At 70.3% G+C, this 23,821-nt stretch carries 16 protein-coding genes; 9 read left to right on the top strand and 7 right to left on the bottom strand.

Annotated features, from left to right (window positions below; translation table 11 throughout):
* Position 1: 1 nt before the first annotated feature.
* The 5 genes from MKW14_RS07125 to MKW14_RS07105 form a co-directional block, all read right to left on the bottom strand.
* Positions 2 to 1,051 carry an ABC transporter substrate-binding protein gene (locus tag MKW14_RS07125; RefSeq protein WP_240859893.1) on the bottom strand — a complete coding sequence of 350 codons (1,050 nt, stop codon included), beginning with the start codon at positions 1,049 to 1,051 and terminating at the stop codon, positions 2 to 4.
* Between the two features lie 112 nt (positions 1,052 to 1,163).
* Complete coding sequence (locus MKW14_RS07120) at positions 1,164 to 2,324, bottom strand: acyl-CoA dehydrogenase family protein (RefSeq protein WP_240859891.1); 1,161 nt, start codon at positions 2,322 to 2,324, stop codon at positions 1,164 to 1,166.
* An 8-nt stretch (positions 2,325 to 2,332) separates the two neighbouring features.
* Complete coding sequence (locus tag MKW14_RS07115) at positions 2,333 to 3,265, bottom strand: hydroxymethylglutaryl-CoA lyase (protein WP_240859889.1); 933 nt, start codon at positions 3,263 to 3,265, stop codon at positions 2,333 to 2,335.
* Positions 3,262 to 5,220: an acetyl/propionyl/methylcrotonyl-CoA carboxylase subunit alpha gene (locus MKW14_RS07110; protein WP_240859888.1), complete on the bottom strand. Its 1,959-nt coding sequence runs from the start codon at positions 5,218 to 5,220 to the stop codon at positions 3,262 to 3,264. Before MKW14_RS07110 ends, MKW14_RS07115 begins: the two co-directional genes overlap by 4 nt.
* A gap of 14 nt (positions 5,221 to 5,234) precedes the next feature.
* Positions 5,235 to 6,851: a carboxyl transferase domain-containing protein gene (locus tag MKW14_RS07105; protein WP_240859886.1), complete on the bottom strand. Its 1,617-nt coding sequence runs from the start codon at positions 6,849 to 6,851 to the stop codon at positions 5,235 to 5,237.
* 96 nt (positions 6,852 to 6,947) lie between these two features.
* On the opposite strand from MKW14_RS07105, the gene MKW14_RS07100 reads away from it, so the two are divergent.
* The 4 genes from MKW14_RS07100 to MKW14_RS07085 all read left to right on the top strand — a co-directional run bounded on the left by MKW14_RS07100 (position 6,948) and on the right by MKW14_RS07085 (position 10,130).
* The gene (locus MKW14_RS07100) at positions 6,948 to 7,544 is read left to right on the top strand and encodes an SACE_7040 family transcriptional regulator (RefSeq protein ID WP_240859884.1); all 597 of its coding nucleotides are present in this window, start codon (positions 6,948 to 6,950) and stop codon (positions 7,542 to 7,544) included.
* Between the two features lie 90 nt (positions 7,545 to 7,634).
* Positions 7,635 to 7,961: an SCO4225 family membrane protein gene (locus tag MKW14_RS07095; RefSeq protein WP_240859881.1), complete on the top strand. Its 327-nt coding sequence runs from the start codon at positions 7,635 to 7,637 to the stop codon at positions 7,959 to 7,961.
* A 109-nt stretch (positions 7,962 to 8,070) separates the two neighbouring features.
* On the top strand, positions 8,071 to 9,228 hold the full coding sequence (locus tag MKW14_RS07090) for an acyl-CoA dehydrogenase family protein (protein WP_240860455.1): 1,158 nt from the start codon (positions 8,071 to 8,073) through the stop codon (positions 9,226 to 9,228).
* 35 nt (positions 9,229 to 9,263) lie between these two features.
* On the top strand, positions 9,264 to 10,130 hold the full coding sequence (locus tag MKW14_RS07085) for an acyl-CoA thioesterase (RefSeq protein ID WP_240859880.1): 867 nt from the start codon (positions 9,264 to 9,266) through the stop codon (positions 10,128 to 10,130).
* Between the two features lie 16 nt (positions 10,131 to 10,146).
* Here the strand turns inward: MKW14_RS07085 and MKW14_RS07080 are convergent, their stop codons facing one another.
* Positions 10,147 to 10,935 (bottom strand): phosphatase, encoded by a 789-nt coding sequence (locus MKW14_RS07080; protein WP_240859879.1) that lies wholly within the window; start codon positions 10,933 to 10,935, stop codon positions 10,147 to 10,149.
* A 177-nt stretch (positions 10,936 to 11,112) separates the two neighbouring features.
* On the bottom strand, positions 11,113 to 11,226 hold the full coding sequence (locus tag MKW14_RS07075) for a helix-turn-helix domain-containing protein (RefSeq protein ID WP_276618813.1): 114 nt from the start codon (positions 11,224 to 11,226) through the stop codon (positions 11,113 to 11,115).
* Between the two features lie 43 nt (positions 11,227 to 11,269).
* On the opposite strand from MKW14_RS07075, the gene MKW14_RS07070 reads away from it, so the two are divergent.
* From MKW14_RS07070 to MKW14_RS07050, 5 genes are all read left to right on the top strand, one after another.
* Positions 11,270 to 11,422, top strand: coding sequence for a YlcI/YnfO family protein (locus MKW14_RS07070; protein ID WP_240859878.1), 153 nt, complete (start codon positions 11,270 to 11,272; stop codon positions 11,420 to 11,422).
* 244 nt (positions 11,423 to 11,666) lie between these two features.
* On the top strand, positions 11,667 to 12,635 hold the full coding sequence (speB, locus tag MKW14_RS07065) for an agmatinase (protein WP_240859877.1): 969 nt from the start codon (positions 11,667 to 11,669) through the stop codon (positions 12,633 to 12,635).
* Positions 12,632 to 14,314, top strand: a complete 1,683-nt coding sequence (locus tag MKW14_RS07060) for a thiamine pyrophosphate-binding protein (protein WP_240859875.1) — start codon at positions 12,632 to 12,634, stop codon at positions 14,312 to 14,314. The genes speB and MKW14_RS07060 overlap by 4 nt, the downstream gene beginning before the upstream one ends.
* Positions 14,315 to 14,437: 123 nt before the next feature.
* Positions 14,438 to 17,323 (top strand): LamG-like jellyroll fold domain-containing protein, encoded by a 2,886-nt coding sequence (locus MKW14_RS07055; protein WP_240859873.1) that lies wholly within the window; start codon positions 14,438 to 14,440, stop codon positions 17,321 to 17,323.
* A gap of 87 nt (positions 17,324 to 17,410) precedes the next feature.
* Complete coding sequence (locus tag MKW14_RS07050) at positions 17,411 to 23,785, top strand: RHS repeat domain-containing protein (protein ID WP_240859870.1); 6,375 nt, start codon at positions 17,411 to 17,413, stop codon at positions 23,783 to 23,785.
* Positions 23,786 to 23,821 lie beyond the last annotated feature (36 nt).

Below are 23,821 nucleotides of genomic sequence, written 5' to 3'. Positions count from 1 at the left end.
GTCAGCTGACCTTCTTCGCCTTCTCGATGGCCTCGGCGAGGCTCGTGAGCAACGGGACGCACTTGTCGTAGGAGAGGATCGGCTCGGGGTTGCGGGCGATGACCTGGCCGGCCTGGACGGCGGGCAGCTTCTTCCAGGTCGCCTCGGTGATGTCGGCGGGCTGGATGGCGGAGGTCCGGTTGTCCATCATGATGATGTCCGCCGGGTACTTGTCGACGTTCTCCCAGCTCAGCGACTCGTACCAGCCGCCGCCCTTCGCCTTGGCCTTCTCGGAGGGCTCGACGAAGTCCACGCCGAGGGCCTTGAAGTACTCCAGGTCGATGGAGAGGTTGGAGCCGGAGACGTAGAAGAGGTCCTGGCTCGCGGACCCGGCCAGCACCTTGATGCCGGGCTTCGCCTTGGCGGCCGCGCGCAGCCGGGCCGCCGCGTCCTCGAACCGCTTCTTCGCCTCGGTCACCTTGCTGGAGGCGGTGTCCGCGCCAAGGGACTTGGCGAGCGCGAGCATGCGCTGGAGCGGCTCGGTCAGTTGGCGGTCGTAGACGGAGATGCCGACGCTGGGCGCCCCTACGGCGAGGATCTTCTTCTTGGACTCGTCCGGGACGTACCAGAGCGTGCCGGCGTCGTCGAACATCGTGGAGATCAGGACGTCGGGCCGGAGGGCCGCGTACTTCTCGATGTTGAACTGGCCCCACTCGTTGCCCAGCACGGTGACCTTGCTGACGTCCATGTCGCCGGCCTGGACGTCGGCCTTGCCGTCCTTGGTCGTCGTGGGGCCGAAGACGCCCTTGGCCTGGATGCCGTAGTCGTACAGCGCGGCGGCGACGCCGACGAACGCCACGATGTCCGAGGGGACCTTGTCGGCCTTCGCAGTCTCGCCGCGGTCGTCCTTGAACGACCAGGGGCCGGTCTCGGCGGCCGCCGTCGCGTCGCCGGAGCCACTGCTTTTCGCCTTCTCGTCCCCGCAGGCGGCGAGCGCGGCCCCGAGGCCGAGGGCGCCGCCCGCGGCCAGGATGCCGCGTCGGGTCGGATGGGTGGCACGGGCAGAAGGCATGGGTATGGCTGCTTTCGAACGGGGCGGAACGCCCGCCGGACACGTCTAAGTGAGGTTAGCCTAACCTCATCTGATGTCCAGAGGGCGGTCCGCTCCGCCTCCCGGCCGCCCGCTACCCCGCGAGCCCCAACTCCCGTGCGATCAGCATCCGTTGGACCTCGCTGGTGCCCTCGCCGATCTCGAGGATCTTGGAGTCGCGCCACATCCGGGCCACCGGGTACTCGTTCATGAAGCCGTAGCCGCCGTGGATCTGGGTGGCGTCACGGGCGTTGTCCACCGCGACCGTCGAGGAGTACAGCTTCGCCAGCGCCGCCTCCTTCTTGAAGGGCGCGCCGGACACCAGACGGGCGGCCGCGTCCCGCCAGGCGAGACGGGCCGTGTGGGCCTTCATCTCCATGTCGGCGATCTTGAACTGGATCGCCTGGTTGGCGCCGATCGGCCGCCCGAACGCGTGCCGCTCCTTGGCGTACTTCACCGACTCGTCCACGCAGCCCTGCGCGAGCCCGGTGCCGAGGGCGGCGATCGCGATGCGGCCCTCGTCCAGGATGCGCAGGAACTGGGCGTAGCCGCGGCCCTGTTCGCCCAGCAGGTTCGCGGCCGGGACCCGGACGTCGGAGAAGGACAGCTCCCGTGTGTCGGAGGCGTTCCAGCCGACCTTCGAGTACGGCGCCGCGACCGTGAAGCCGGGGGTGCCGGAGGGGACGATGATCGAGGAGATGAGCGGCCTGCCGTCCGGCTTGCGGCCGGTGACCGCCGTGACCGTGACCAACGCCGTGATGTCCGTACCGGAGTTGGTGATGAAGCACTTGGTGCCGTTGATCACCCACTCGTCCGTCGCCTCGTCGAGGCGGGCCGTCGTACGGGTGGCCCCGGCGTCGCTGCCGCCGTCCGGCTCCGTGAGGCCGAAGGCGCCGAGGATCTCGCCCGAGCAGAGGCGGGGCAGCCACTCCCGCTTCTGCGCCTCCGTGCCGAACAGGTGCAGCGGCATCGCGCCCAGTGAGACTCCGGCCTCCAGCGTGATGGCGACCGACGAGTCGACGCGGGCCAGCTCCTCCAGGGCCACGCCCAGCGCCAGATAGTCGCCGCCCATGCCGCCGTACTCCTCCGGGAACGGCAGCCCGAACAGGCCCATGCGGCCCATCTCGCGGACGATCTCGTACGGGAACTCGTGCCGCTCGTAGAAGTCGCCGATCTTGGGCGCCACCACCTCGTGCGCGAACTCCTCGACGGTGCGCCGGAGTTCCTCCAGCTCGGGGGAGAGTCGGTAGTCCATGGCTGTGATCACTGCTCCTGGTGGGAGAGGGCGCGGACGGTGCGGGACGGGCTGGGTCGGCCCAGGTGGTCGGCCATCCACACGCTGGTGGCGACGAGGCGGCCGAGGTCGACTCCGGTGTCGATGCCGAGACCCCGCAGCATCCACACGAGGTCTTCGGTGGCGAGGTTGCCGGTGGCGGACTTGGCGTACGGGCAGCCGCCGAGCCCGCCGGCGGAGGCGTCGACGGTGGTGACGCCGTGCCGCAGCGCGGCCAGGGTGTTGGCGAGGGCCTGGCCGTAGGTGTCGTGGAAGTGCACGCCGAGGGAGGCGGTGGGCACGCCGGCCTCGTTCAGCTCGGTCAGCAGGGCCACCACGTGCCCCGGGGTGGCCACGCCGATCGTGTCGCCGAGGCTCAGCTCGTCGCACCCCATGTCGACCAGCGCCCGGCACACCCGTACGACCTGGGCGACCGGCACCGCCCCCTCCCACGGGTCGCCGAAGCACATGGAGAGATAGCCGCGGACGTGCCCGCCCTCGGCCTTCGCCCGCCCCACCACCGGCTCGAACATCGCCAGCGCCTCGTCCACCGTGCGGTTGAGGTTGGCCTTGGCGAAGGACTCGGTGGCACTGGCGAAGACGGCGACCCGGCGGGCGCCGAGCGCGAGGGCGCGGTCCAGGCCGCGCTCGTTCGGCACGAGCACCGGCAGGTCCACGGGCAGGCCGGAGATCTGCGGGAACAGCTGCTCGGCGTCCGCGAGTTGGGGCACCCATTTGGGGTGCACGAAGCTGGTGGCCTCGATCGTCGTCAGTCCCGCGTCGGCCAGTCGGCGCACGAACTCCGCCTTCACCTCCGTCGGCACCGTCGACTTCTCGTTCTGCAGCCCGTCCCGCGCGCCGACCTCGTGGATCCGCACCCGTGGGGGCAGGTCCTGGGCCGGTACGACCATGGGGAGCGTCACTTCGCCTCCTCTGCCGAGTTCTCCAGCGGGGTGATGACCGCGAGCACCTGGTCCATGGCGACCGTCGTGCCCGGCGTGACGTCCAGTGCGGCGACCGTGCCGGCGTGCGGGGCGGAGATGACGTGCTCCATCTTCATCGCCTCCACCACCAGCAGGCTCTGACCGGCGCTCACCTCGTCCCCGACGGCCACCTTCACGACCGTCACCGTCCCCGGCATCGGCGCGGTCAGCGAGTCGGCGCCCGCGTGCGCCGCGCGCGTGAGGGACGCGGCGACCGGGTCGTGGTCGCGCACCTGCCAGGCGTCGCCGTCCCGGCCGAGCCACTCGCCGGCCCGGTGGAAGGTGTGCCGGACGCCGTCGAGGGTCACGGTGACGGTGTCGTCGGTGACGGTGTGGGTGCCGCGCGGCACGTACGCGACGGGGTCCTGGACGCGCAGGTGGAAGGCGACAGGCTTGGGCGTACCGCCGAGCCGCCAGCCGCTCGGCACCGAGAAGGGGTCCGTCCAGCCCTCCCCGCGCGGCCTCAGCGCCTGAAGACGTACGGCGGCGGCGGCCTCGTACACCTCCTCCGGCACGTCCGTGGCGACCAGGTCGTCCACCACGCGCTCCACCAGCCCGGTGTCCAACTCGCCCGCCACCACCGCCGGATGCGCGAGCAGCCGCCGCACGAATCCCGCGTTGGTCTGCACGCCCAGCGTGACCGTCCCGGCGAGCGCGGACCGCAGCTTGCGCAGGGCGGTCTCGCGGTCCGGCCCGTACGCGATCACCTTGGACAGCATCGGGTCGTACAGCGAGCCGACCTCCGTGCCCTCACTGAGCCCGGAGTCGGTGCGGACCCCGTCGCCCTGGGGCTCGGCCAGCCTGAGCACCGTGCCCCCGGTGGGGAGGAAGCCGCGCGCCGGGTCCTCGGCGCACACGCGGGCCTCGATCGCATGCCCGGTCAGCGCGATGTCGTCCTGCCCGAAGGCCAGCCGCTCACCCGCCGCCACCCGCAGCTGCCACTCCACCAGATCCAGGCCCGTGACCAGTTCGGTGACCGGGTGCTCCACCTGGAGGCGGGTGTTCATCTCCATGAAGTAGAACGACGAGACGGGGGGTTCGGGGGGTGTCCCCCCGGCAGGCACAGTGCCGCCCGGCACGATGAACTCCACCGTGCCCGCGCCCCGGTAGCCGCAGGAGCGGGCCGCCTGGACGGCCGCCTCGCCCATCGCCGCCCGGGTCTCCTCGTCGAGCAGCACACTCGGCGCCTCCTCGACGACCTTCTGGTGCCGGCGCTGCAGCGAGCACTCGCGCTCACCGAGGTGGACGACGTTCCCGTGACCGTCGGCCAGCACCTGGATCTCGATGTGCCGGGGCCGGTCCACCCACCGCTCCACGAGCAGCGTGTCGTCGCCGAAGGAGGTCCGTGCCTCACGGCGGGCGGCGGCGATCTCCTCGTCCAGCACGGCGAGGTCCCGCACCAGCCGCATGCCCTTGCCGCCACCGCCGGCCGACGGCTTGAGCAGCACGGGCGCCCCCAACGCGCGGGCCGCCTCGGCCAGTTCGGGGTCGCGTCCGCCGGGGACGACCGGCACTCCGGCCGCCCGTACGGTCTCCTTGGCGCGGATCTTGTCGCCCATGAGGGCGATGGCCTCGGCGGGCGGTCCGATGAAGACCAGCCCCGCGTCGGCGCACGCGCGCGCGAAGGCCGCGTTCTCCGCGAGGAAGCCGTATCCCGGATGCACCGCCTGCGCGCCGCCGCGGGCGGCGGCCTCCAGCAGGCGCTCGACGGACAGATAGCTCTCGGCGGCCGGCGCCGGGCCGAGCCGTACCGCCGTGTCGGCCTCCCGGACGTGCCGTGCGTCGGCGTCCGCGTCGGAGAAGACGGCCACCGAGCGCACGCCCAGCGAGCGGAGCGTCCGGATCACCCGGACGGCGATCTCGCCCCGGTTGGCCACCAGCACCGTGTCGAACATGGGTTCCCTCCCCGTCACATCCGGAAGACGCCGAACTGGGGGTCACCCAGGGGCGCGTTGGCACAGGCGGTCAGCGCGAGGCCCAGCACCTGCCGGGTCTCCAGCGGGTCGATCACGCCGTCGTCCCAGAGGCGGGCGGTGGCGTAGTAGGCGTTGCCCTGACGCTCGTACTGCTGCCGGATCGGCGCCTTGAACGCCTCTTCCTCCTCCGCCGGCCACTCCTCGCCGCGCGCCTCCAGCTGGTCCCGCTTGACCGTGGCGAGGACGGAGGAGGCCTGTTCGCCGCCCATGACGGAGATCTTGGCGCCGGGCCACATCCACAGGAAGCGGGGGGAGTAGGCCCGGCCGCACATCGAGTAGTTGCCCGCGCCGTACGAGCCGCCGACGACGACCGTCAGCTTCGGCACGCGCGTGCAGGCCACCGCCGTCACCATCTTGGCGCCGTGCTTGGCGATGCCGCCCGCCTCGTAGTCCCTGCCGACCATGAAGCCGGAGATGTTCTGCAGGAACAGCAGCGGGATGCCCCGCTGGTCGCACAGCTCGATGAAGTGGGCGCCCTTCTGCGCGGACTCGGAGAACAGGATGCCGTTGTTGGCGACGATCCCGACCGGGTGGCCGTGGATCCGGGCGAAGCCGGTCACCAGGGTCTGCCCGAACTCCGCCTTGAACTCCGCGAACCGCGAACCGTCGACCACGCGCGCGATGATCTCGCGGACGTCGTACGGGGTGCGGGGATCCACGGGGACGGCGCCGTAGAGGCCGTAGGGGTCGACCTTGGGCTCGACGGACGGCACGACCTCCCAGGGCAGGGGCCCGCGCGCGGGGAGCGTCGCGACGATGTTCCGGACGATCCGCAGCGCGTGCGCGTCGTCCTCGGCCAGGTGGTCCGTCACACCGGAGATGCGGGAGTGGACCTCGCCGCCGCCCAGCTCCTCCGCCGTGACGACCTCGCCGGTGGCCGCCTTCACCAGGGGCGGGCCGCCCAGGAAGATGGTGCCCTGGTCGCGCACGATCACGGCCTCGTCGCTCATCGCCGGGACGTACGCCCCGCCCGCCGTGCACGAGCCGAGGACCGCCGCGATCTGCGGGATCCCGGCGCCGGACATCCGCGCCTGGTTGTAGAAGATCCGCCCGAAGTGCTCACGGTCCGGGAACACCTCGTCCTGCATCGGCAGGAAGGCGCCCCCGGAGTCGACCAGGTACACGCACGGCAGCCGGTTCTCCAGGGCCACCTCCTGGGCGCGCAGATGCTTCTTCACCGTCATCGGGTAGTACGTGCCGCCCTTGACGGTGGCGTCATTGGCGACGACCACGCACGCGCGCCCGCTCACCCGCCCGATCCCCGCGATCACACCGGCCGCCGGGGCCGCCCCCTCGTACATCCCGTCGGCGGCCAGGGGAGCCAGCTCCAGGAACGGCGAACCCGCATCGAGGAGCGTGTCCACCCGGTCGCGCGGCAGCAGCTTGCCGCGCGCGGTGTGCCGCGCCCGCGCCTTCTCGCCGCCGCCGAGCCGGGCCGCGGCCAGCTTGCCGCGCAGCTCCTCGGCGAGCGCCCGGTGCGCCTCCTCGTTGGCCCGCCAGGCCTCCGACGCGGGGTCGGCCGCGCTGTGGAGCTCCGGTGCCTCGTGCATCCTTGCGGTCCCCTCACCCAGTGATCGACTGTTAATGAGCGTTAACCATTTCCTCCAGGTTAACGACCGCTAACTTCCCTGTCTAGAATTGCCTCCATGGCCACCAGAACCGACGCCCCCACCCGCCGCGAGCAGATCCTCAAGGAGGCCGCGCGGCTGTTCGCCGAGCGCGGTTTCCACGGGGTCGGGGTCGACGAGATAGGCGCCGCCGTCGGCATCAGCGGCCCCGGCCTCTACCGTCACTTCGCGGGCAAGGACGCGATGCTCGCCGAGCTGCTTGTCGGCATCAGCGGACAGCTCCTGACGGGGGCGAAACGGCGGCTGCAAGAGGCCGACGGGGTGGCCTCGGAGGCGGTCCTCGACTCGCTCATCGAGGGGCACATCGACTTCGCGCTCGACGACCGCCCCCTGATCACCCTGCACGACCGCGAGCTGGACCGCCTCCGGGACAGCGACCGCAAGCTGGTCCGCCAGCTCCAGCGGCAGTACGTGGAGCTGTGGGTGGAGGTGCTGCGCGAGGTCTACCCGGGGCTCGCGGAGCCGGCCGCCCGCTCGGCCGTGCACTCGGTCTTCGGGCTGCTCAACTCCACCCCGCACCTGGGCCGCCCGGGCTCCCTGCCGGGCCGGGGCGCGACCGCGCGGCTGCTGCACCGGATGGCGCGGGGGGCGTTCGCGGCGGCCGGTACCCAGTGACGGTGCGTCCGCGTCCCCAGGGGCGGATGAGTCGTCGTACTCATGCCGGGCGACCCGCCGGCGGGTGATCGTGGAGCAGTCGACCCGACCATGACTGCGAAGGGCTCTCCCATGGACCTGTTCCGCCACTCCCTGGACAACTGGATCTCCCGGACCTACCTGGCCGTCGTGGCCGTCACGCTGGTCTTCGTCGGCGTCGACACCCTGTTCGTGTCCCATGCGGACGCCTCGATGTCCGCCGTCGTGCCCATGATCCTGACCGCGCCGGAGAGCCTGGTGCTCCTGCTGACCCCGGAGGGCGTGGACGGCTGGGCCTTCGGCGCGGCCTACGTGGCGGTCGTCGCCGTCTCCGCCCTCGCGAACGCCGCCTTCCTGGGCGCCCTGGTGCGCCGCCTCCGTTCCTCCGCGACGGCGTGACGAGCGTTACGGTCCGACTCCCCTGGACGGGTGAACGTACTCGCCGGTACCTTTATGGTCTGAGCAAGCGCTTAGACATGGACCCTTGAGCCAGCTGGAGGTGGCGGCGGTGCGCCGTACGGTGTTCAACGAGGATCACGAGGCGTTCCGGGAGACCCTCCGGGCCTTCATCGAGGCCGAGGTCGTCCCGGTCTACGACGAGTGGTTCGCGGCCGGCCAGGCGCCGCGCGACTTCTACTACCAGCTCGCCGAGCTCGGCGTCTTCGGCATCCGCGTCGACGAGGAGTACGGCGGCGCCGGCATCGACTCGTACAAGTTCGAGGCCGTGATGTACGAGGAGACCGCGCGCGCGGGCGTCCAGTTCGGCGGCTCCGGCGTGCACGTGCTGCTCGGCCTGCCGTACATCAAGATGCTCGCCACCGACGAGCAGAAGAAGCGCTACCTGCCGAAGTTCGTCACCGGCGAGGAGATGTGGGCCCTCGCGATGACCGAGCCGGGCACCGGCTCCGACCTCGCGGGCATGAAGACCACCGCCAAGCTCTCCGAGGACGGCACGCACTACGTCCTCAACGGCGCCAAGACCTTCATCACCGGTGGCGTGCACGCCGACCGCGTCATCGTCTGCGCCCGCACCTCGGCGCCCACCGCCGAGGACCGCCGCTTCGGCATCTCCCTGTTCGCCGTCGACACCAAGTCCGAGGGCTACTCCGTCGGCCGCAAGCTCGACAAGCTCGGCCTGAAGACCTCCGACACCGCCGAGCTGGCGTTCGTCGACGTCAAGGTCCCGGTCGAGGACCTGCTTGGCGAGGAGAACAAGGGCTTCTACTACCTCGGCCACAACCTCGCCTCCGAGCGCTGGGGCATCGCCTTCGGCGCCTACGCGCAGGCCAAGGCCGCCGTCCGGTTCGCCAAGCAGTACGTCCAGGAGCGCACCGTCTTCGGCAAGCCGGTCGCCTCCTTCCAGAACACCAAGTTCGAACTGGCCGCCTGCCAGGCCGAGGTGGACGCCGCCGAGGCCGTCGTCGACCGTGCCCTGGAGGCCCTCGACGCCGGTGAGCTCACCCCGGCCGAGGCCGCCAGCGCCAAGCTGTTCTGCACCGAGGTCGCGCACCGCGTCATCGACCGCTGCCTCCAGCTGCACGGCGGCTACGGCTTCATGAACGAGTACCCGATCGCCCGCCTGTACGCGGACAACCGCGTCAACCGCATCTACGGCGGTACCAGCGAGATCATGAAGACGATCATCGCGAAGGACATGGGCCTGTAAGGCCCCCGCAATTACCGGCCCGTAGAAAAGGTGCCATGAACGAGGCACTCCAGGACCTCCTCGATCTGCTCGACCTCGAGCAGATCGAGGAGGACATCTTCCGCGGCCAGTCCCGGTCCGCCGTCGTCCCGCGCGTCTTCGGCGGGCAGGTCGCGGCCCAGGCGCTGGTCGCCTGTGGGCGCACGGTCCCCGCGGACCGGCACGCCCACTCCCTGCACGCGTACTTCCTGCGGGCCGGCGACCCGGGCGCGCCCATCGTCTACACCGTCGAGCGCATCCGCGACGGCCGCTCCTTCACCACCCGCCGGGTGGTCGCTGTCCAGCACGGCCGGCCGATCTTCTCCCTGTCGGCGTCCTTCCAGACGTACGAGGACGGCCTCGACCACCAGGCCCCGATGCCGTCCGCGCCCGACCCGGTCACCCTGCCCACGTCGCAGGAGCGGCTGCGCGGCTACGACCACCTCGACCCGGGCGTCGTGGAGAAGTTCATCGAGGCGCGGGAGGCCATCGACCTGCGCTACGTCGAGGAGCCGCCGTACGGGAAGTACGGCGAGCCGCGCGAGCCGCACTCCCAGGTCTGGTTCCGCACCAACGGCAAGCTCGACGACGACCCGCTCCTCCATGTCGTCCTCGCCACCTATGTCTCCGACATGACCCTGCTCGACTCGGTCCTGCTCGCGCACGGCCGCGGCGGCTGGGGGGTGGGTGACGTGGTGGGGGCCTCCCTTGACCACGCCATGTGGTTCCACCGCCCGTTCCGCGCCGACGAGTGGCTCCTGTACGACCAGGAGTCCTCCTCGTCGTACGGCGGCCGGGGCCTCGGGCAGGCCCGCATCTACACCCAGGACGGGCGGCTGGCGATCTCGGTGATCCAGGAGGGCGTGGTCCGGGTCCCCCGATGACGACGACGGCGGGCCGTCAGACCAGGCCCGCCTCCGCCAGCAGGTAGGCGGTCATCGGGTCGTAGTGCCGGGGGCTGACCACGTGGTCGTCGAGGGGGACCGTGACCTGCAGGGTTCCCTCCGACTCGCCGAGGAAGAGGGCGGGGTCGTTGGAGTCGGCGTAGCCGACCGAGTCGACCCCGTGCTGTCCCGCGTACCCCGCCCAGCCGTGGTCGGCGACCACCAGGTCGGGCAGCGGGCGGCCCTCCCGCTCCAGCGCCGTGAGGATCGCCTTCATCGGTTCCGGCGAGTGCGTGTGCCACAGCGAGGCGCCGTGCTCCAGCACCGCCACGTCCGCGAACTGCATGACGTACCCCTCGTCCGTCTGCAGCCCCTCCGGGATGACGACGATCTCGCAGCCGGCGGTGCGCAGGGCGTTGGCCGTGGCGCGGTGCACGTCGAGCAGGCCGCCCGGGTGGCCGGTGGCGAACAGAACCCGCTGCTGCCCCTCGGCCGCCTTGCGCAGCCGCCCCGCCAGCCGCTCCAGCGCGGCCACCGTCAGCTCGGGGTCGATGGTGTCCTGGCCGTACCGGTACTCGGGGTCGTCGTTCACGCCGACCCGCTCCGCCATCACCGCGAGCACGTCCTGCTCGTCGCTCCAGCGGTCGCCGAGCTCCAGACCGAGCCAGTAGTGGCGGTCGCCGTTCGCCAGCCTGCGGTAGTGGCTGAGATTGTTCTCGCGGGGCGTCGCGACGTCGCCCGCGATACGGGTCCTGACGAGGTGGTCGACGAGCTCGGCGCGGCTGGGAGTCCCGGGTATCGGCATGTGTCCCATTGTGAGGCAGCCGCCCGCGCCGGTCCCTGGTGTCCCGCACGCTGGGACATGGGTCACGTACTCAGGGTCGGTGAGCCGTCGTACCTATCCACTTATCCGAGGTGTGCGCCCATTGACATCCTCCCTCTCTTTCAAAAAAGAGGGATTCCAACCCACGTGGGTTGAGGTTCACGGGCGCTCGAACGGCTGGTGAGAGTGCTGCTCGACGGCGAGATTCCACACATACCGGGCGTGCGTGCAGTGCGTGAGCATTTGCTGCTCCTGCTGCGACGTCGGGTACATGCGGAACCTGGACATGGTCCCAATCTAGCTCAAGAATGGGACCATGAAGCATGTGAATCTCAGACTCCCTGACGATCTCCACGAAAAGGCTCGGGATGCGGCCGAAGCGGACGACCGTTCCCTGAACTCCTGGCTGGTCGCCGTTGTGCGACGCGCCGTCCAGGCCGACGAGGAGCCGAATGGCGCTCAGCGGTGATTCAGGCACCCCTGGGTGTGCCAGGCGTCGTGGACGTTTCCTTCACTCTGTCGCGCCGTGCTGTACAAAACGTCTAATTCTCGGCCGCTTTCCGTCTGTCTACTTTCACAGGGGCCGGCTGTTTGCGGTGCGGGCGGATGCGGTGGACGCGACCGCCGAGACATCGAATCTTTATTCGAACTAGCCCGGGGTCCCAGTAGAGTCGTACATACGCGATGAAGCGTAGGAAAGAAGGCATTACCCCATGAGCAGCAACGAGACGCCCCGCGGCCCCGTCGACTCCTCCCGTGTTCCGCGGTACGCCGGGCCCGCCACCTTCGCCCGGCTGCCCCGCCTCGACGAGGTCGGGCGTACCGATGTCGCCGTGGTCGGGGTGCCGTTCGACTCGGGTGTCTCCTACCGGCCGGGCGCCCGCTTCGGCGGCAACGCGATCCGCGAGGCGTCCCGGCTGCTGCGGCCCTACAACCCGGCGCAGGACGCGTCCCCGTTCGCCCTCGCCCAGGTCGCGGACGGCGGGGACATCGCGGTGAACCCGTTCAACATCAACGAGGCCGTCGAGACGATCGAGGCCGCCGCCGACGAACTCCTCGGCACCGGCGCCCGGTTGATGACCCTCGGCGGCGACCACACCATCGCGCTGCCGCTGCTGAGGTCCGTCGCGAAGCAGCACGGCCCGGTCGCGCTGCTGCACTTCGACGCCCATCTCGACACCTGGGACACGTACTTCGGCGCCGAGTACACGCACGGCACGCCGTTCCGCCGGGCGGTGGAGGAGGGCATCCTCGACACCTCGGCGCTCTCCCACGTCGGCATCCGCGGCCCGCTGTACGGCAAGCAGGACCTCACCGACGACGAGAAGATGGGCTTCGGCATCGTCACCTCGGCGGACGTCTACCGCCGTGGCGCCGACGAGGTCGCCGACCAGCTGCGGCAGCGCATCGGCGACCGCCCCCTCTACGTCTCCATCGACATCGACTGCCTGGACCCGGCCCACGCGCCCGGCACCGGCACCCCCGAGGCGGGCGGCATGACCTCCCGCGAGCTGCTGGAGATCCTGCGCGGCCTGGCCTCCTGCCGGCTGGTCTCCGCCGACGTCGTCGAGGTGGCCCCGGCGTACGATCACGCGGAGATCACGTCGGTGGCCGCGTCCCACACGGCGTACGAACTGACCACGATCATGACCCGCCAGATTGCCGAGGCCCGCGCGAAGTGACCCACGACCACGACCTGGAACTCCGCCCGACGCCCGCCCAGACGGAGGCCGCGCTCAACCCTCCCCCCGGCCGCAACGGCGGGGACCTGGTCGTGGAGACGCTGGCCGGGCTCGGCGCGACGACCGTCTTCGGGCTGCCCGGCCAGCACGCGCTCGGCATGTTCGACGCGCTGCGCCGCTCCGACCTGCGGTACATCGGTCTGCGGGTGGAGAACAACGCGGGGTTCGCGGCGGACGCGTACGGCCGGATCACCGGCGAGGCGGCCCCGCTGCTGCTGTCGACGGGACCGGGCGCGCTGACCTCCCTCGCCGCGCTCCAGGAGGCGGCCGCGGCCTCGGCGCCCGTACTGGCGATCAGCAGCCAGGTCCCGACGGCGGGGCTCGGCGGCGGCCGCCATGGCTACCTGCACGAACTCCCGGACCAGGCGGCCTCGTTCCGGGGCGTGGTCAAGTCCGTCCACACCGTGCGCACCCAGTCCCAGATCCCGTCCGCGATCGCGGCGGCCTGGAAGTCGGCGCTGACGGCCCCGCACGGCCCGGTGTGGGTGGAGATCCCGCAGGACGTGCTGCTGGCCGAGACGCCCGTCCCGGTGGTCACGGCGGTGGACGCGACCCCGGACGACCTGCCCCCGCGCCCCGAACTCACCGCCGTGGCGGCCGACTTGCTGTCCAACGCGCTGCGCCCGGCGATCATCGCGGGCGGGGGAGTCGTCCGCGCGGACGCCTCCGGCAAGCTCAGGCGGCTCGCCGAGACGCTTCAGGCGCCGGTCGTCACGACTCCCGGCGGCAAGGGCGCGTTCCCGTGGACGCACCCCCTGTCCCTCCAGTCCTGGATCGAGGACCGGCACACCACGGACTTCCTGGAGGACGCCGACGTCGTGCTGGTGGTCGGGTCCGGCCTCGGTGAACTCTCCTCCAACTACCACACGTTCAAGCCCCGTGGCCGGCTGATCCAGATCGAGGCGGACCTCGGCAAGCTCGAGTCCAACCACCCGGCGCTGGGCATCCACGCGGACGCGCGCCTCGCGCTGCAGGCGTTGCTGGAGACGGTGTCCCCGAGGGAGGACACCGGGGCGCCCGAGCGGGTCCGCGCGGTCCTGGCGCAGGTCGCCGACCGTATCGCGGCCCAGGAACTCACCCTGGAGCAGGACGTGTTGGCGTCGATCCGCAGGGCGCTCCCCGCCGACTCCCCGTCCTTCTGGGACATGACGATCCTGGCGTACTGGGCCTGGTCGGCCTTCGACGCCAAGGGGCCCAACCGCATGCACTCAGCGCAGGGCGCCGGCGGCCTCGGCTACGGCTTCCCCGCTGCCCTGGGCGCGGCGGCCGCCGATCCGACGACCCCGGTCCTCGCGGTCTCCGGCGACGGCGGAGCCCTGTACTCCGTCGCCGAGCTGGCGACCGCCCGCCAGTACGACCTGAACGTCACCTGGCTGATCGTCGACGACGGCGGCTACGGCATCCTCCGCGAGTACATGACGGACGCCTTCGGCCAGGCGACGGCGACGGAACTGACCCGCCCCGACTACGTCTCCCTCGCCGAGTCCTTCGGCGTCCCGGGCATCCGCACGACCCCGGAGACCCTCGAATCCGACCTGACGAAGGCCCTCGGGGCACCGGGCCCGTCGGTGGTCGTACTCCCGGCGGTGCTGCGGATGTTCGCGGCGACGCATCTGTAATTCTCCTGAAACGCCCTTGATTCGGTAAAGGAAGTCCCATAGGTTTCCCCCGTCCCTGCTGCACAGCATGGGCACATCAATTTCATAGCGGGCTCTGGGGAGAGCCCGGGGGGAGACAAGGGCATGACCAACCCTTGGTTCCGGCGGCTTCGTGCTGCCCGGACGCTCGGCGTGCTGCTCGGCGGCGCCGTGGTCCTGGGCGCGTTGCCCGCCGTCACCAGTCCGGCCGGTGCGGCCGGCAGCACGCCGCCGGCGTCGGCTTCGGCCGAGGCGGCCGCGTTCGAGCTGGCCGCCGACACCGGGGAACCGGTGGAGATCGTTCAGCGCCGTACCGAGGACGAGCTCGTCTTCGCCAACCCGGACGGCAGCTTCACCAGTGAGACCAGTGTCCAGCCGCAGCGGGTGCGGCGCGCCGACGGCGGCTGGGAGAAGGCCGACGCCACGCTGGAGCGGCGGGCCGACGGCACCGTGGGCCCGAAGGCCGCGGTCGTCGACCTGGCCTTCGCGGGCGGCGGTTCGACCGATCTGATCACCCTGGGCGACGAGGGCAGGTCGTTCACCCTGCGCTGGCCCAGGCCGTTGCCGGAGCCGGTCCTGGACGGTGACACCGCCGAGTACCGCGAGGTGCTGCCGGGCGTCGACCTGCTGGCGAGCGCCACGGTGACCGGGTACTCGTACGTCCTGAAGGTGAAGACGCCGGAGGCCGCGCACAATCCGGAGCTGGCCAGGCTGCGGCTGCCCGTACGGTCCGAGGGCCTCGATCTGACCGCCGGTCCGGCCGGCGGGCTGCAGGCCGTCGACGCCTCCGGTGAGCGGCTCTTCGGCGGGCAGGCGCCCAAGATGTGGGACTCGGCCACCGCCGCCGAGGAGGTCCCGGCGGACGCCGTGCCGGCCTCCGGCTCCGGCGCCCCGGTCGAGGCCGCGCCCGACGCCGCCGCGAAGGTCGCCGACATGGGCCTGGACGTGACCGCGTCCGCCGTCACCGTCGAGCCCGACGCTTCCGTCCTGGCCGCCGCCGACACCGACTTCCCGGTCTACCTCGACCCGGAGGCCGGCATGTCCAAGAGCGAGTGGCTGTACGTCTCCAGCGCCCACCCGAGCACCGAGTTCCACAAGTTCAAGAAGGACGAGGGCGTCGGGCGCTGTTCGTACGCGTCGATCGGCGGCACGTACTACGTGTGCAGTTCCTCGCCCTACACCAACCGCATGTACTTCCAGTTCGACACCTCCGGGTGGAAGAACCGCACGATCTCCAAGGCGGTCTTCGAGGTCTACGAGACCTTCTCCTTCTCCTGCCAGAAGAGCACCGTCAACCTGCACGCGGTGGCCGAGGGCGGGGTCGACTCCGCCACCAACTGGAACAACAAGCCCAAGGACGGCGACCTGATGGTCGACCGCACGGTGGCCTACGGCCGCGGCGACAGCTGCAGCCCCGACGCGCCGCCCAGCTGGGTCGACTTCCAGGACAACCCGGACGAGAGCAACGAGAACCTCACCGCCACCGTCCGCAAGAAGGCCAAGGCCGAGGACCCCATCGCCTTCTCGCTGCGGGCCGCCGACGAGGACGACGCCAACTCCTGGAAGCGGTTCCGCGGCGACAACGCCAAGCTCGTGGTCACGTACAACACCACCCCGGGCAAGCCGTACAACGAGCGGCTGACCAACCCGGAGGAGAAGACCTGCACCACGGACAACACCAAGCGCCCGTGGATCCGTGACGACACCCCGACCATGGCGGTCAACGGCACCGACGCCGACTCCTACAGCGACGGCACCGGCCAGAACCTCACCGCCACCTTCCGCGTCTGGGACCAGGTCGACGGCCGGCCCATGGTCTACGAGGGCAAGGACGGTCCGCAGAACGAGGGCGTCTTCGAGAAGAACATCCCCGTCAGGGAGCTCACCCACGGCCACGGCTACAAGTGGCACGCCCAGCTCTACGACGGCTCCACCGGCAAGCTGAAGGACTCCGGCTACTCGGACTGGTCCGACTGGTGCGAGTTCGTGGTGGACACCGAACGGCCCGACACCAAGCCGCTGGCGAAACCGGCGGACGGCGAGGCCGACCTCCCGGTGGGCGCCAGGCGGCACTTCACCCTCTCCGCGAACGGCAACTCCGACCCGGTCTTCAAGAACGACGTCGAGTACTACGAGTGGGACCTCGGCAGCGACACCCCCGGCCGCAAGGCCACACCCGCGAGCCTCGGCGGTGACGCGAGCATCGAGGTGCCGACCTCCACCTTCGGGCCGAACGTCCTCTACGTCCGCAGCGTCGACCAGGCGGGCAACCGCGGCCCGTTGGAGAAGTACGTGTTCACCGCGGACCGTGCCTGCCCCGACGCCCTCGCCGACACCTGCGCCGCCGCCGTCTACGGCCTCGACCAGACCTCCGGCGCCACCGCCCCCGACACCTCCGGCCACGACCGCGACCTCACCGTCAAGGGCGCCGACTGGGTCGCGGGCAACCACTCCGCCACCGAGCCCGGCGACAAGGCCCTGCGCTTCAACGGCAGCAGCGACTACGCCACCGCCGCCTCCGCCGTCCACACGGGACAGGCGTTCACCGTCTCGGCGTGGGTGCGGCCGACCTCGCTGAACACCAACATCGCGGTGGTCAGCCAGGCAGGCGCCCACGGCAACGGGTTCGCGCTCTACTACTCGACGTACTACAAGCGCTGGATCTTCGGCCGGCACGTCTCCGACACGGCGGGCTCCACCGACCTGGTCCGCGCCATGGCGAGCAGCGAGCGGCCACCGGTCGTGGGCAAGTGGACCCACCTGGCGGGGACGTACGACCCCGCGGCCCGGAAGTTCACGCTCTACGTCGACGGCGAGGAACAGGGCGCCGCCACCGTCACCGACGTCTGGAACGCCACCAAGGGCCTCAACGTCGGACGCGCCCTCTACGACGGCGAGTGGCACGACTTCTTCGCCGGCGACATCGACGACGTACGGCTGGTGCCCGGGCTGCTGTCCGGCGCGGAGATCTACCGGCTGGCGAACGACTAGCGGCCGCTGACCACGGCCTGCTTCGCCCCGGGCGTCGGACATCCACCCACGCCCGGGCACCCCACATCACACGGGAGGGGAGCGCGTATGCGCTCGACACGGAGACATCACGCCCATAAGTGGGCGAAACACCTGGCCGCGGCGGTGTCCGCGGCCCTGACCCTGACCCTGCTCCAGGCGGCCCCCGCACTCGGCGACGACGACGCCCGCGAGCAGCGCCGCCCCAAGACCCAGGACGTGCCCTCCACCCCCGTGGTGGAGGAGGGCGGCCAGGTCACCCCGCTCAAGCACCTTGCGGGGTACGGCAGTTCACGTGCCCCGAAGGCGTCCTGGCCGAAGCCGGGCAGCGCCACCGTCGCCCTCGACGGATCCGGCGCGCGTAGCGGCATCCGCGCGGGCGGTCTGCCCGTCCGCCTGGCCGCCCCCAACTCCCGCTCGGCGAAGGCGACTTCCCCGACCCGGGCCAAGGTCGACCTGCTCGGTCACGCCGCCGCCCGCAAGGCGGGCATCGACGGCCTGCTCCTGAAGGTCACGCGCGCGGACGGCCGCAAGACCGCAGCGCCCGGCAAGGTGGCAGTACAGGTCGACTACGCCTCCTTCGCCCAGGCCTACGGCGGTGACTGGGCGCAGCGGCTGCGGCTGGTCCAGCTGCCCGCCTGCGCGCGGACCACACCGAAGGCGGCCGCCTGTCAGGGCGTCACCCCCCTCAGCACCAGCAACGACGTCCGCGCCCGGAAACTCACCGCCAACGTCCCCGCCGGCATCGGCGCTGCGGCCCCGCTGCTCGCGGTCTCCGCCGCCCCCTCCGGCGGCTCCGGCTCCTACACCGCGACCTCCCTCGCGCCCTCGGCGTCCTGGCAGGTGGCGGCCCAGACGGGTGCGTTCACCTGGCAGTACCCGCTGCGGGTCCCGCCCGCGATCGCGGGCCCGTCGCCGCAGCTGGGCCTGGCCTACAACTCGGCGTCCACGGACGGCCGTACGGCCTCCAGCAACAACCAGACGTCCTGGGTCGGCGAGGGCTTCGACCTCAGCGCCGGGTACATCGAGCGGTCCTACCGCTCCTGCACCGAGGACGGCCACGACGAGGCCGGCTCGCAGAAGTACGACCTGTGCTGGCACTCCGACAACGCCACCATGAACTTCGGCGGCCGGGCGGGTGAGCTGGTCAAGAAGTCGGCGAACGAGTGGCGTCTGAAGCAGGACGACGGCACCACGATCGAGCGCAGGACCGGCGGCTTCAACGCCGACGACAACGGCGAATACTGGGTCGTCACCACCACCGACGGCACCCGCTACTACTTCGGCAAGGGCAAGCGCGAGGCCGCCGACACCGAGTACACGGGCTCCTCCTGGGAGGTCCCGGTCTTCGGCGACGACAAGGACGAGCCCTGCCACAAGGACACCTTCAAGGAGTCCCGCTGCCAGCAGTCCTGGCGCTGGAACCTCGACTACGTCGTCGACGTGCACGGCAACACGATGACGTACTACTACGGCACCGAGACCAACAAGTACGACACCGTGCGCGGCGACAAGGTCGTCTCCTACGACCGCGGCGGCTACCTCAAGCGCGTCGAGTACGGCGAGCAGGAAGGCAAGGAGAACGCCACAGCCGCGCCCGCCCAGGTCGTCTTCACCACCGCCGAGCGCTGCACCGGCGCGGCCGCCGACTGCGAGCCCGGCGACCTGAAGGAGTCCACCGCCAAGCGCTGGCCGGACGTGCCGTTCGAGCAGATCTGCACCTCCGACACCGAGTGCAAGAACCAGTGGTCCCCGACCTTCTTCACCCGCAAGCGCCTGACGAAGGTCACCACCCAGGTTCTGGGCTCCGACGGCAAGACCTACACGGACGTGGACGAGTGGGAGCTGGCGCACAAGTACCAGAGCGCCGACACCACCCACTCCCCGTCCCTCTGGCTGGAGTCCATCACGCACTCCGGCAAGGACGGCGCGAACAAGCTCCCGAAGGTCACCTTCTACGAGCGCCAGGACGCCAACCGCGTGGACACGGGCGCCGATGACCGCCTGCCGATGTACAAGTGGCGCATCCGCGCAATCCAGTCGGAGACCGGCGGCACCATCTCGGTCAACTACAAGCCGACCGACTGCACGCCGTCCAACCTCCCCACCCCCGAGACCAACACCAAGCGCTGCATGCCGTCCTTCTGGTCGAAGGAGGGCACGGTCGGGGAGAAGGAGGACTGGTTCCACAAGTTCGTCGTCGACACGGTCGTCGAGGACGAGGTGACGGTCACCGGTCCCAACAAGGTCACGTCCTACGACTACTCGGGCGCCGCCTGGGCCTTCGACGACAGCGAGCTCGTCAAGACCAAGAAGAAGACCTGGAACCAGTGGCGCGGCTTCCGCAAGGTGACCGTGAAGACGGGTGACGCGGACAGCAAGCAGCTGCGCACCGAGACCACCTACCTCCAGGGCATGGACGGCGACCGGGAGAAGGAGTCCGGCGGCACCAGGTCGGTCTCGGTCACTGCCTCCGACGGCACCAAGGTCCGCGACGACGCCCGCCACCAGGGCTTCCAGCTGGAACAGCGCACGTTCAACGGCGCCGACGAGATCTCCGGGACGGTCAGCACGCCCTGGAAGTCGGCCCCGACGGCGACGGAGGGCGCCGACGAGGCGACGTACGCGGCCGTGAAGTCGACGAAGACCCGCACCGCCCTGGACGACGGCAAGGTCCGCCGCGCCGCCATCGAGCACTTCTACGACTCCTACGGCATGCTGGAGCGCTCCTCGGACTCGGGTGACCTGTCCGACCCGGACGACGACACCTGCACGACGAACACGTACAACCGCAACACCGACGCGAACCTGCTGACGCTGCTGAAGCGGGTGACGGTCGTGCCGGTGGCGTGCGACGACGGTCCGCCGTCCTTCAAGGGCGAGGCGATCAGCGACGTCCGTACCTGGTACGACGACCCCGACACCTACGGCACCACGCCCACCAAGGGCGACGTGGTCCGCAGCGAGAAGGTCAAGGGTTACGCGACGGACGGCACCCCGCAGTACGTCACCACCTCGACCGCGAAGTACGACATCCACGGCCGGGTGACCGAGTCCGCCGACCAGCAGGGCAACCCGACGAAGACGGCGTACACGCCGACGACCGGCGGCCCGGTGACCGGCATGAAGGTCACCGACCCGGCAGGCAACTCGACGACGTCCATGGTCGACCCCCGCTGGGGTCTGGTCACCGCCACGGTCGACGCCAACAAGCAGCGCACCGACCTGCAGTACGACGCCCTCGGCCGACTGCTGAAGGTCTGGCTCCCGGGCCGCGCGAAGGCCTCGGACACCCCGAGCCTGGAGTACGCCTACCTGGTCCGCAACAACGGCCCGGTCGTCACCACCACCAAGTCCCTGTTGCCGAACGGCTCGGTGGCCACGAGCCATCAGCTGAGCGACGGCCTGCTGCGTGAGCGCCAGTCCCAGACCCCGGCCGCCAACTCCGGCCGTGTCGTGACCACCACCGAGTACGACTCCCGTGGCCTGGCCGTCAAGGAGATCGGCCCGTTCTACAACTCGGCGGCCGTGGGCACGACGTTCGTGGGAGTGGCGGACGCTTCCGAGGGGACGCCTCGGGAGACGGAGACCGTGTACGACGGGGCGGGGCGGCCCACGGACGCCGTTCTCAGGGTCGCGGGCACCGAGAAGTCGCGCACGAAGGTCACCTACCACGGAGACCACACCAGGGTCGACCCGCCGGCCGGTGACACCGCCTCCGCGACGTACACCAACGCGCAGGGACAGACCACCAAGTTCCTGCAGTTCAAAGCGGACTCGCCCACCGGTGACGCGGACACCACGCGCTACTCCTACGACCGGGCCGGCCGCATGACGGAGGTGAAAGACGAGGCCGGCAACGTCTGGTCATACGAGTACGACGTCCGCGGCCGCCAGATCCTGGCCAAGGACCCGGACTCCGGCACCTCCCACATGACGTACAACGACCTCGACCAGCTCAAGACGGTGAGGAACGACCGAGGTATCACCCTTTCCTACAACTACGACAAGCTCGGCCGCCAGCGCTCGCTCTACAGCGGCGACACCAAGCTGACGACCTGGGAGTACGACAGTGCCACCGTTCCCAACGGCAAGGGTCGACTGGCCTCTGCCACCAAGTGGGCAGGCGGCAACGGCTACACCTCGTCGGTCGACGCATATGACGCGGCCGGGCGGCCGACGAAGACATCGGTGACCATCCCCGCCGTCGAGGGGAAGCTGGCCGGCACCTACACCACCACAGCCTCCTACAAGCCGGACGGCGCGGTCGACGCCGTCGACCTGCCGGCCGCCGGTGACCTGCCCGCGGAGACCGTCACCACGGGCTACACGGCCACCGGCCTGCCGTCCTTCACTCTGGGCGACACCACCGACTACGCCCGCGAGACCCGATACTCCAACTACGGCGAACTCCTCCAGCTCACGCTCGGTACCGCCAGTTCCGACAAGTACACGTGGCTCACCAACACCTACGAGGAGGGCACCCGGCGCCTGGAGCACGCCCGCATCGACCGGGAGATCGTCAAGACCCCCGACTCGGACATCTCCTACGGGTACGACGCAGCCGGCAACATCAAGAAAATCGCGGACACTCCGGAAGGGAAACCGGCCGACGTCCAGTGCTTCACGTACGACTACCTGCGCCGGCTGACCGAAGCGTGGACGCAGACCGCGACCACCTGCGCCGCGAGCGCAGGGGAGGCGACGATCGGCGGTCCGGCAGCGTACTGGCACTCCTACGAGTACGACACGGCGGGCAACCGTACAGGTGAGACCCGTCATGCAACCGGCACGACGGGCGCGGCCGCCGTCGCGCAGACCACGACGTACACCCCGGGTGGCACGGGCGCGGCACACACCCACGCCCTGAAGTCCGCCGAGACGATCGCTTCCGGCTCGCAGGACACGGCCACCCAGTCCTACGAGTACGACGAGGTGGGCAACACCACCCGTCGCACCAAGCAGGCGACGGCGTTCTCGCCAGGACTCGACCAGAAGCTGGACTGGGACGACGAGGACCACCTCACGGCTGTCACGCCGTACGTCAACGGCACGCTCGCCGACTCCGACCGGACGTCCTTCGTCTACGACGCGAACGGTGACCGACTGCTCCGCAAGGAAAAGGGCGCCGTCACCCTCTACCTCGGTGCTCAGGAGATCCGGCTCGACACCGCGAAGAACACCCTGGCCGGGACCCGCTACTACTCCCACGGCGGCCAGCGTGTCGCGGTGCGGACGGCGGCGGGTGTCACCTGGCTGATCGGCGGTCAGAACGGCACGGCCGAACTCGCCGTCAGGGCCTCCGACTCGGCAATGGTCCAGCGACGCACCCTGCCCTTCGGTGAGGTGCGTGGCACCAAGCCAGCTGCGGGCGCATGGCCGGGCGACAAGTCGTTCGTCGGAGGTACCGCGGACGCGAGCACGGGGCTGATCCATCTCGGCGCCCGCGAGTACGACCCGGTCGGTGGCCGCTTCGTGTCGGTGGACCCGTTGCTGGACCTCTCCGATCCGCAACATCTGAACGCCTACACGTACGGTCGCAACAATCCGCTGTCCTTCCCTGACCCGACCGGTCTGTGGTGGGGCGAGTCCTGGATCAGCCCGATCGGTCACGGCGCGCTGGACGTCGCGGGCCTGGTGCCTGGCTTCGGTGAGCCCGCCGACCTGCTCAACGGCCTCTGGTACACGGCCGAGGGCAACTACGTCGACGCAGGCCTGTCCTACGCCTCCGCGATCCCGATCGTGGGCTATGGCGCGAGCGTGGCCAAGGGCGCGAAGTACGTCAACAAGGCTGTCGATGCCGTCGACACCGCCACAGACACCGTGAAGGCCGCGGACAAGGTCAAGGACGCCGCGAAGTCGGTCGACAACGTCACTCCGCCCACGACTCCCAAGCCGAAGCCCAAGCCCGAACCCGCTCCGCCGGCCAAGGCCAAGGACGCTCCCGACGCCAAGAAGGGGGAGTCCGGGGGCAAGAAGGGCGACGGTGCGGAGAAGAAGTCCGACTCGGGTGACGCCACCAAGGCGGACACGAGCGCGGGCACGAAGAAGATCAAGAAGGCCGAGGTGGCAGTGGACACCAACGTCGTGATCAGCGCGCTGAAGCAGGGCAAGAAGGCAGACGTCGACGTGGCACTCGCCGGTCGGGCTCCGGTGATCTCGCCCATGTCGCTCTCCGAGATCAAGTCGATCCCGCACGCCGAGGTGATGCAGTGGCTGGGCGAGCGAGGCGGCCGTATCGGACCGGCTCACACCTCGGAGGGGGTCAAGAACATCCAGGACACGGTGGCCTCGTTCGGAACCAAGAAGAACCCGATGAAGATCAAACCGGGTGACGCGGAGGTTCTCGACTCGGCCATGCAGGACGGGATACCACTGATGACCAACGACCAGCAGTTCTACAAGAAGATCGAGCGGCTTGGCTATCCGAACGAGAGGTACTAGTGGGTCTGTACAACCTGGCCGTCGTGCCGCGGCTGC

The sequence above is a fragment of the Streptomyces gilvus genome (assembly GCF_022513565.1).
GTDB classification, from domain to species: Bacteria; Actinomycetota; Actinomycetes; order Streptomycetales; family Streptomycetaceae; genus Streptomyces; species Streptomyces gilvus.
Note: the sequence above shows the minus strand (reverse complement) of the source record. Positions and strands in the feature narration are given on the sequence as shown.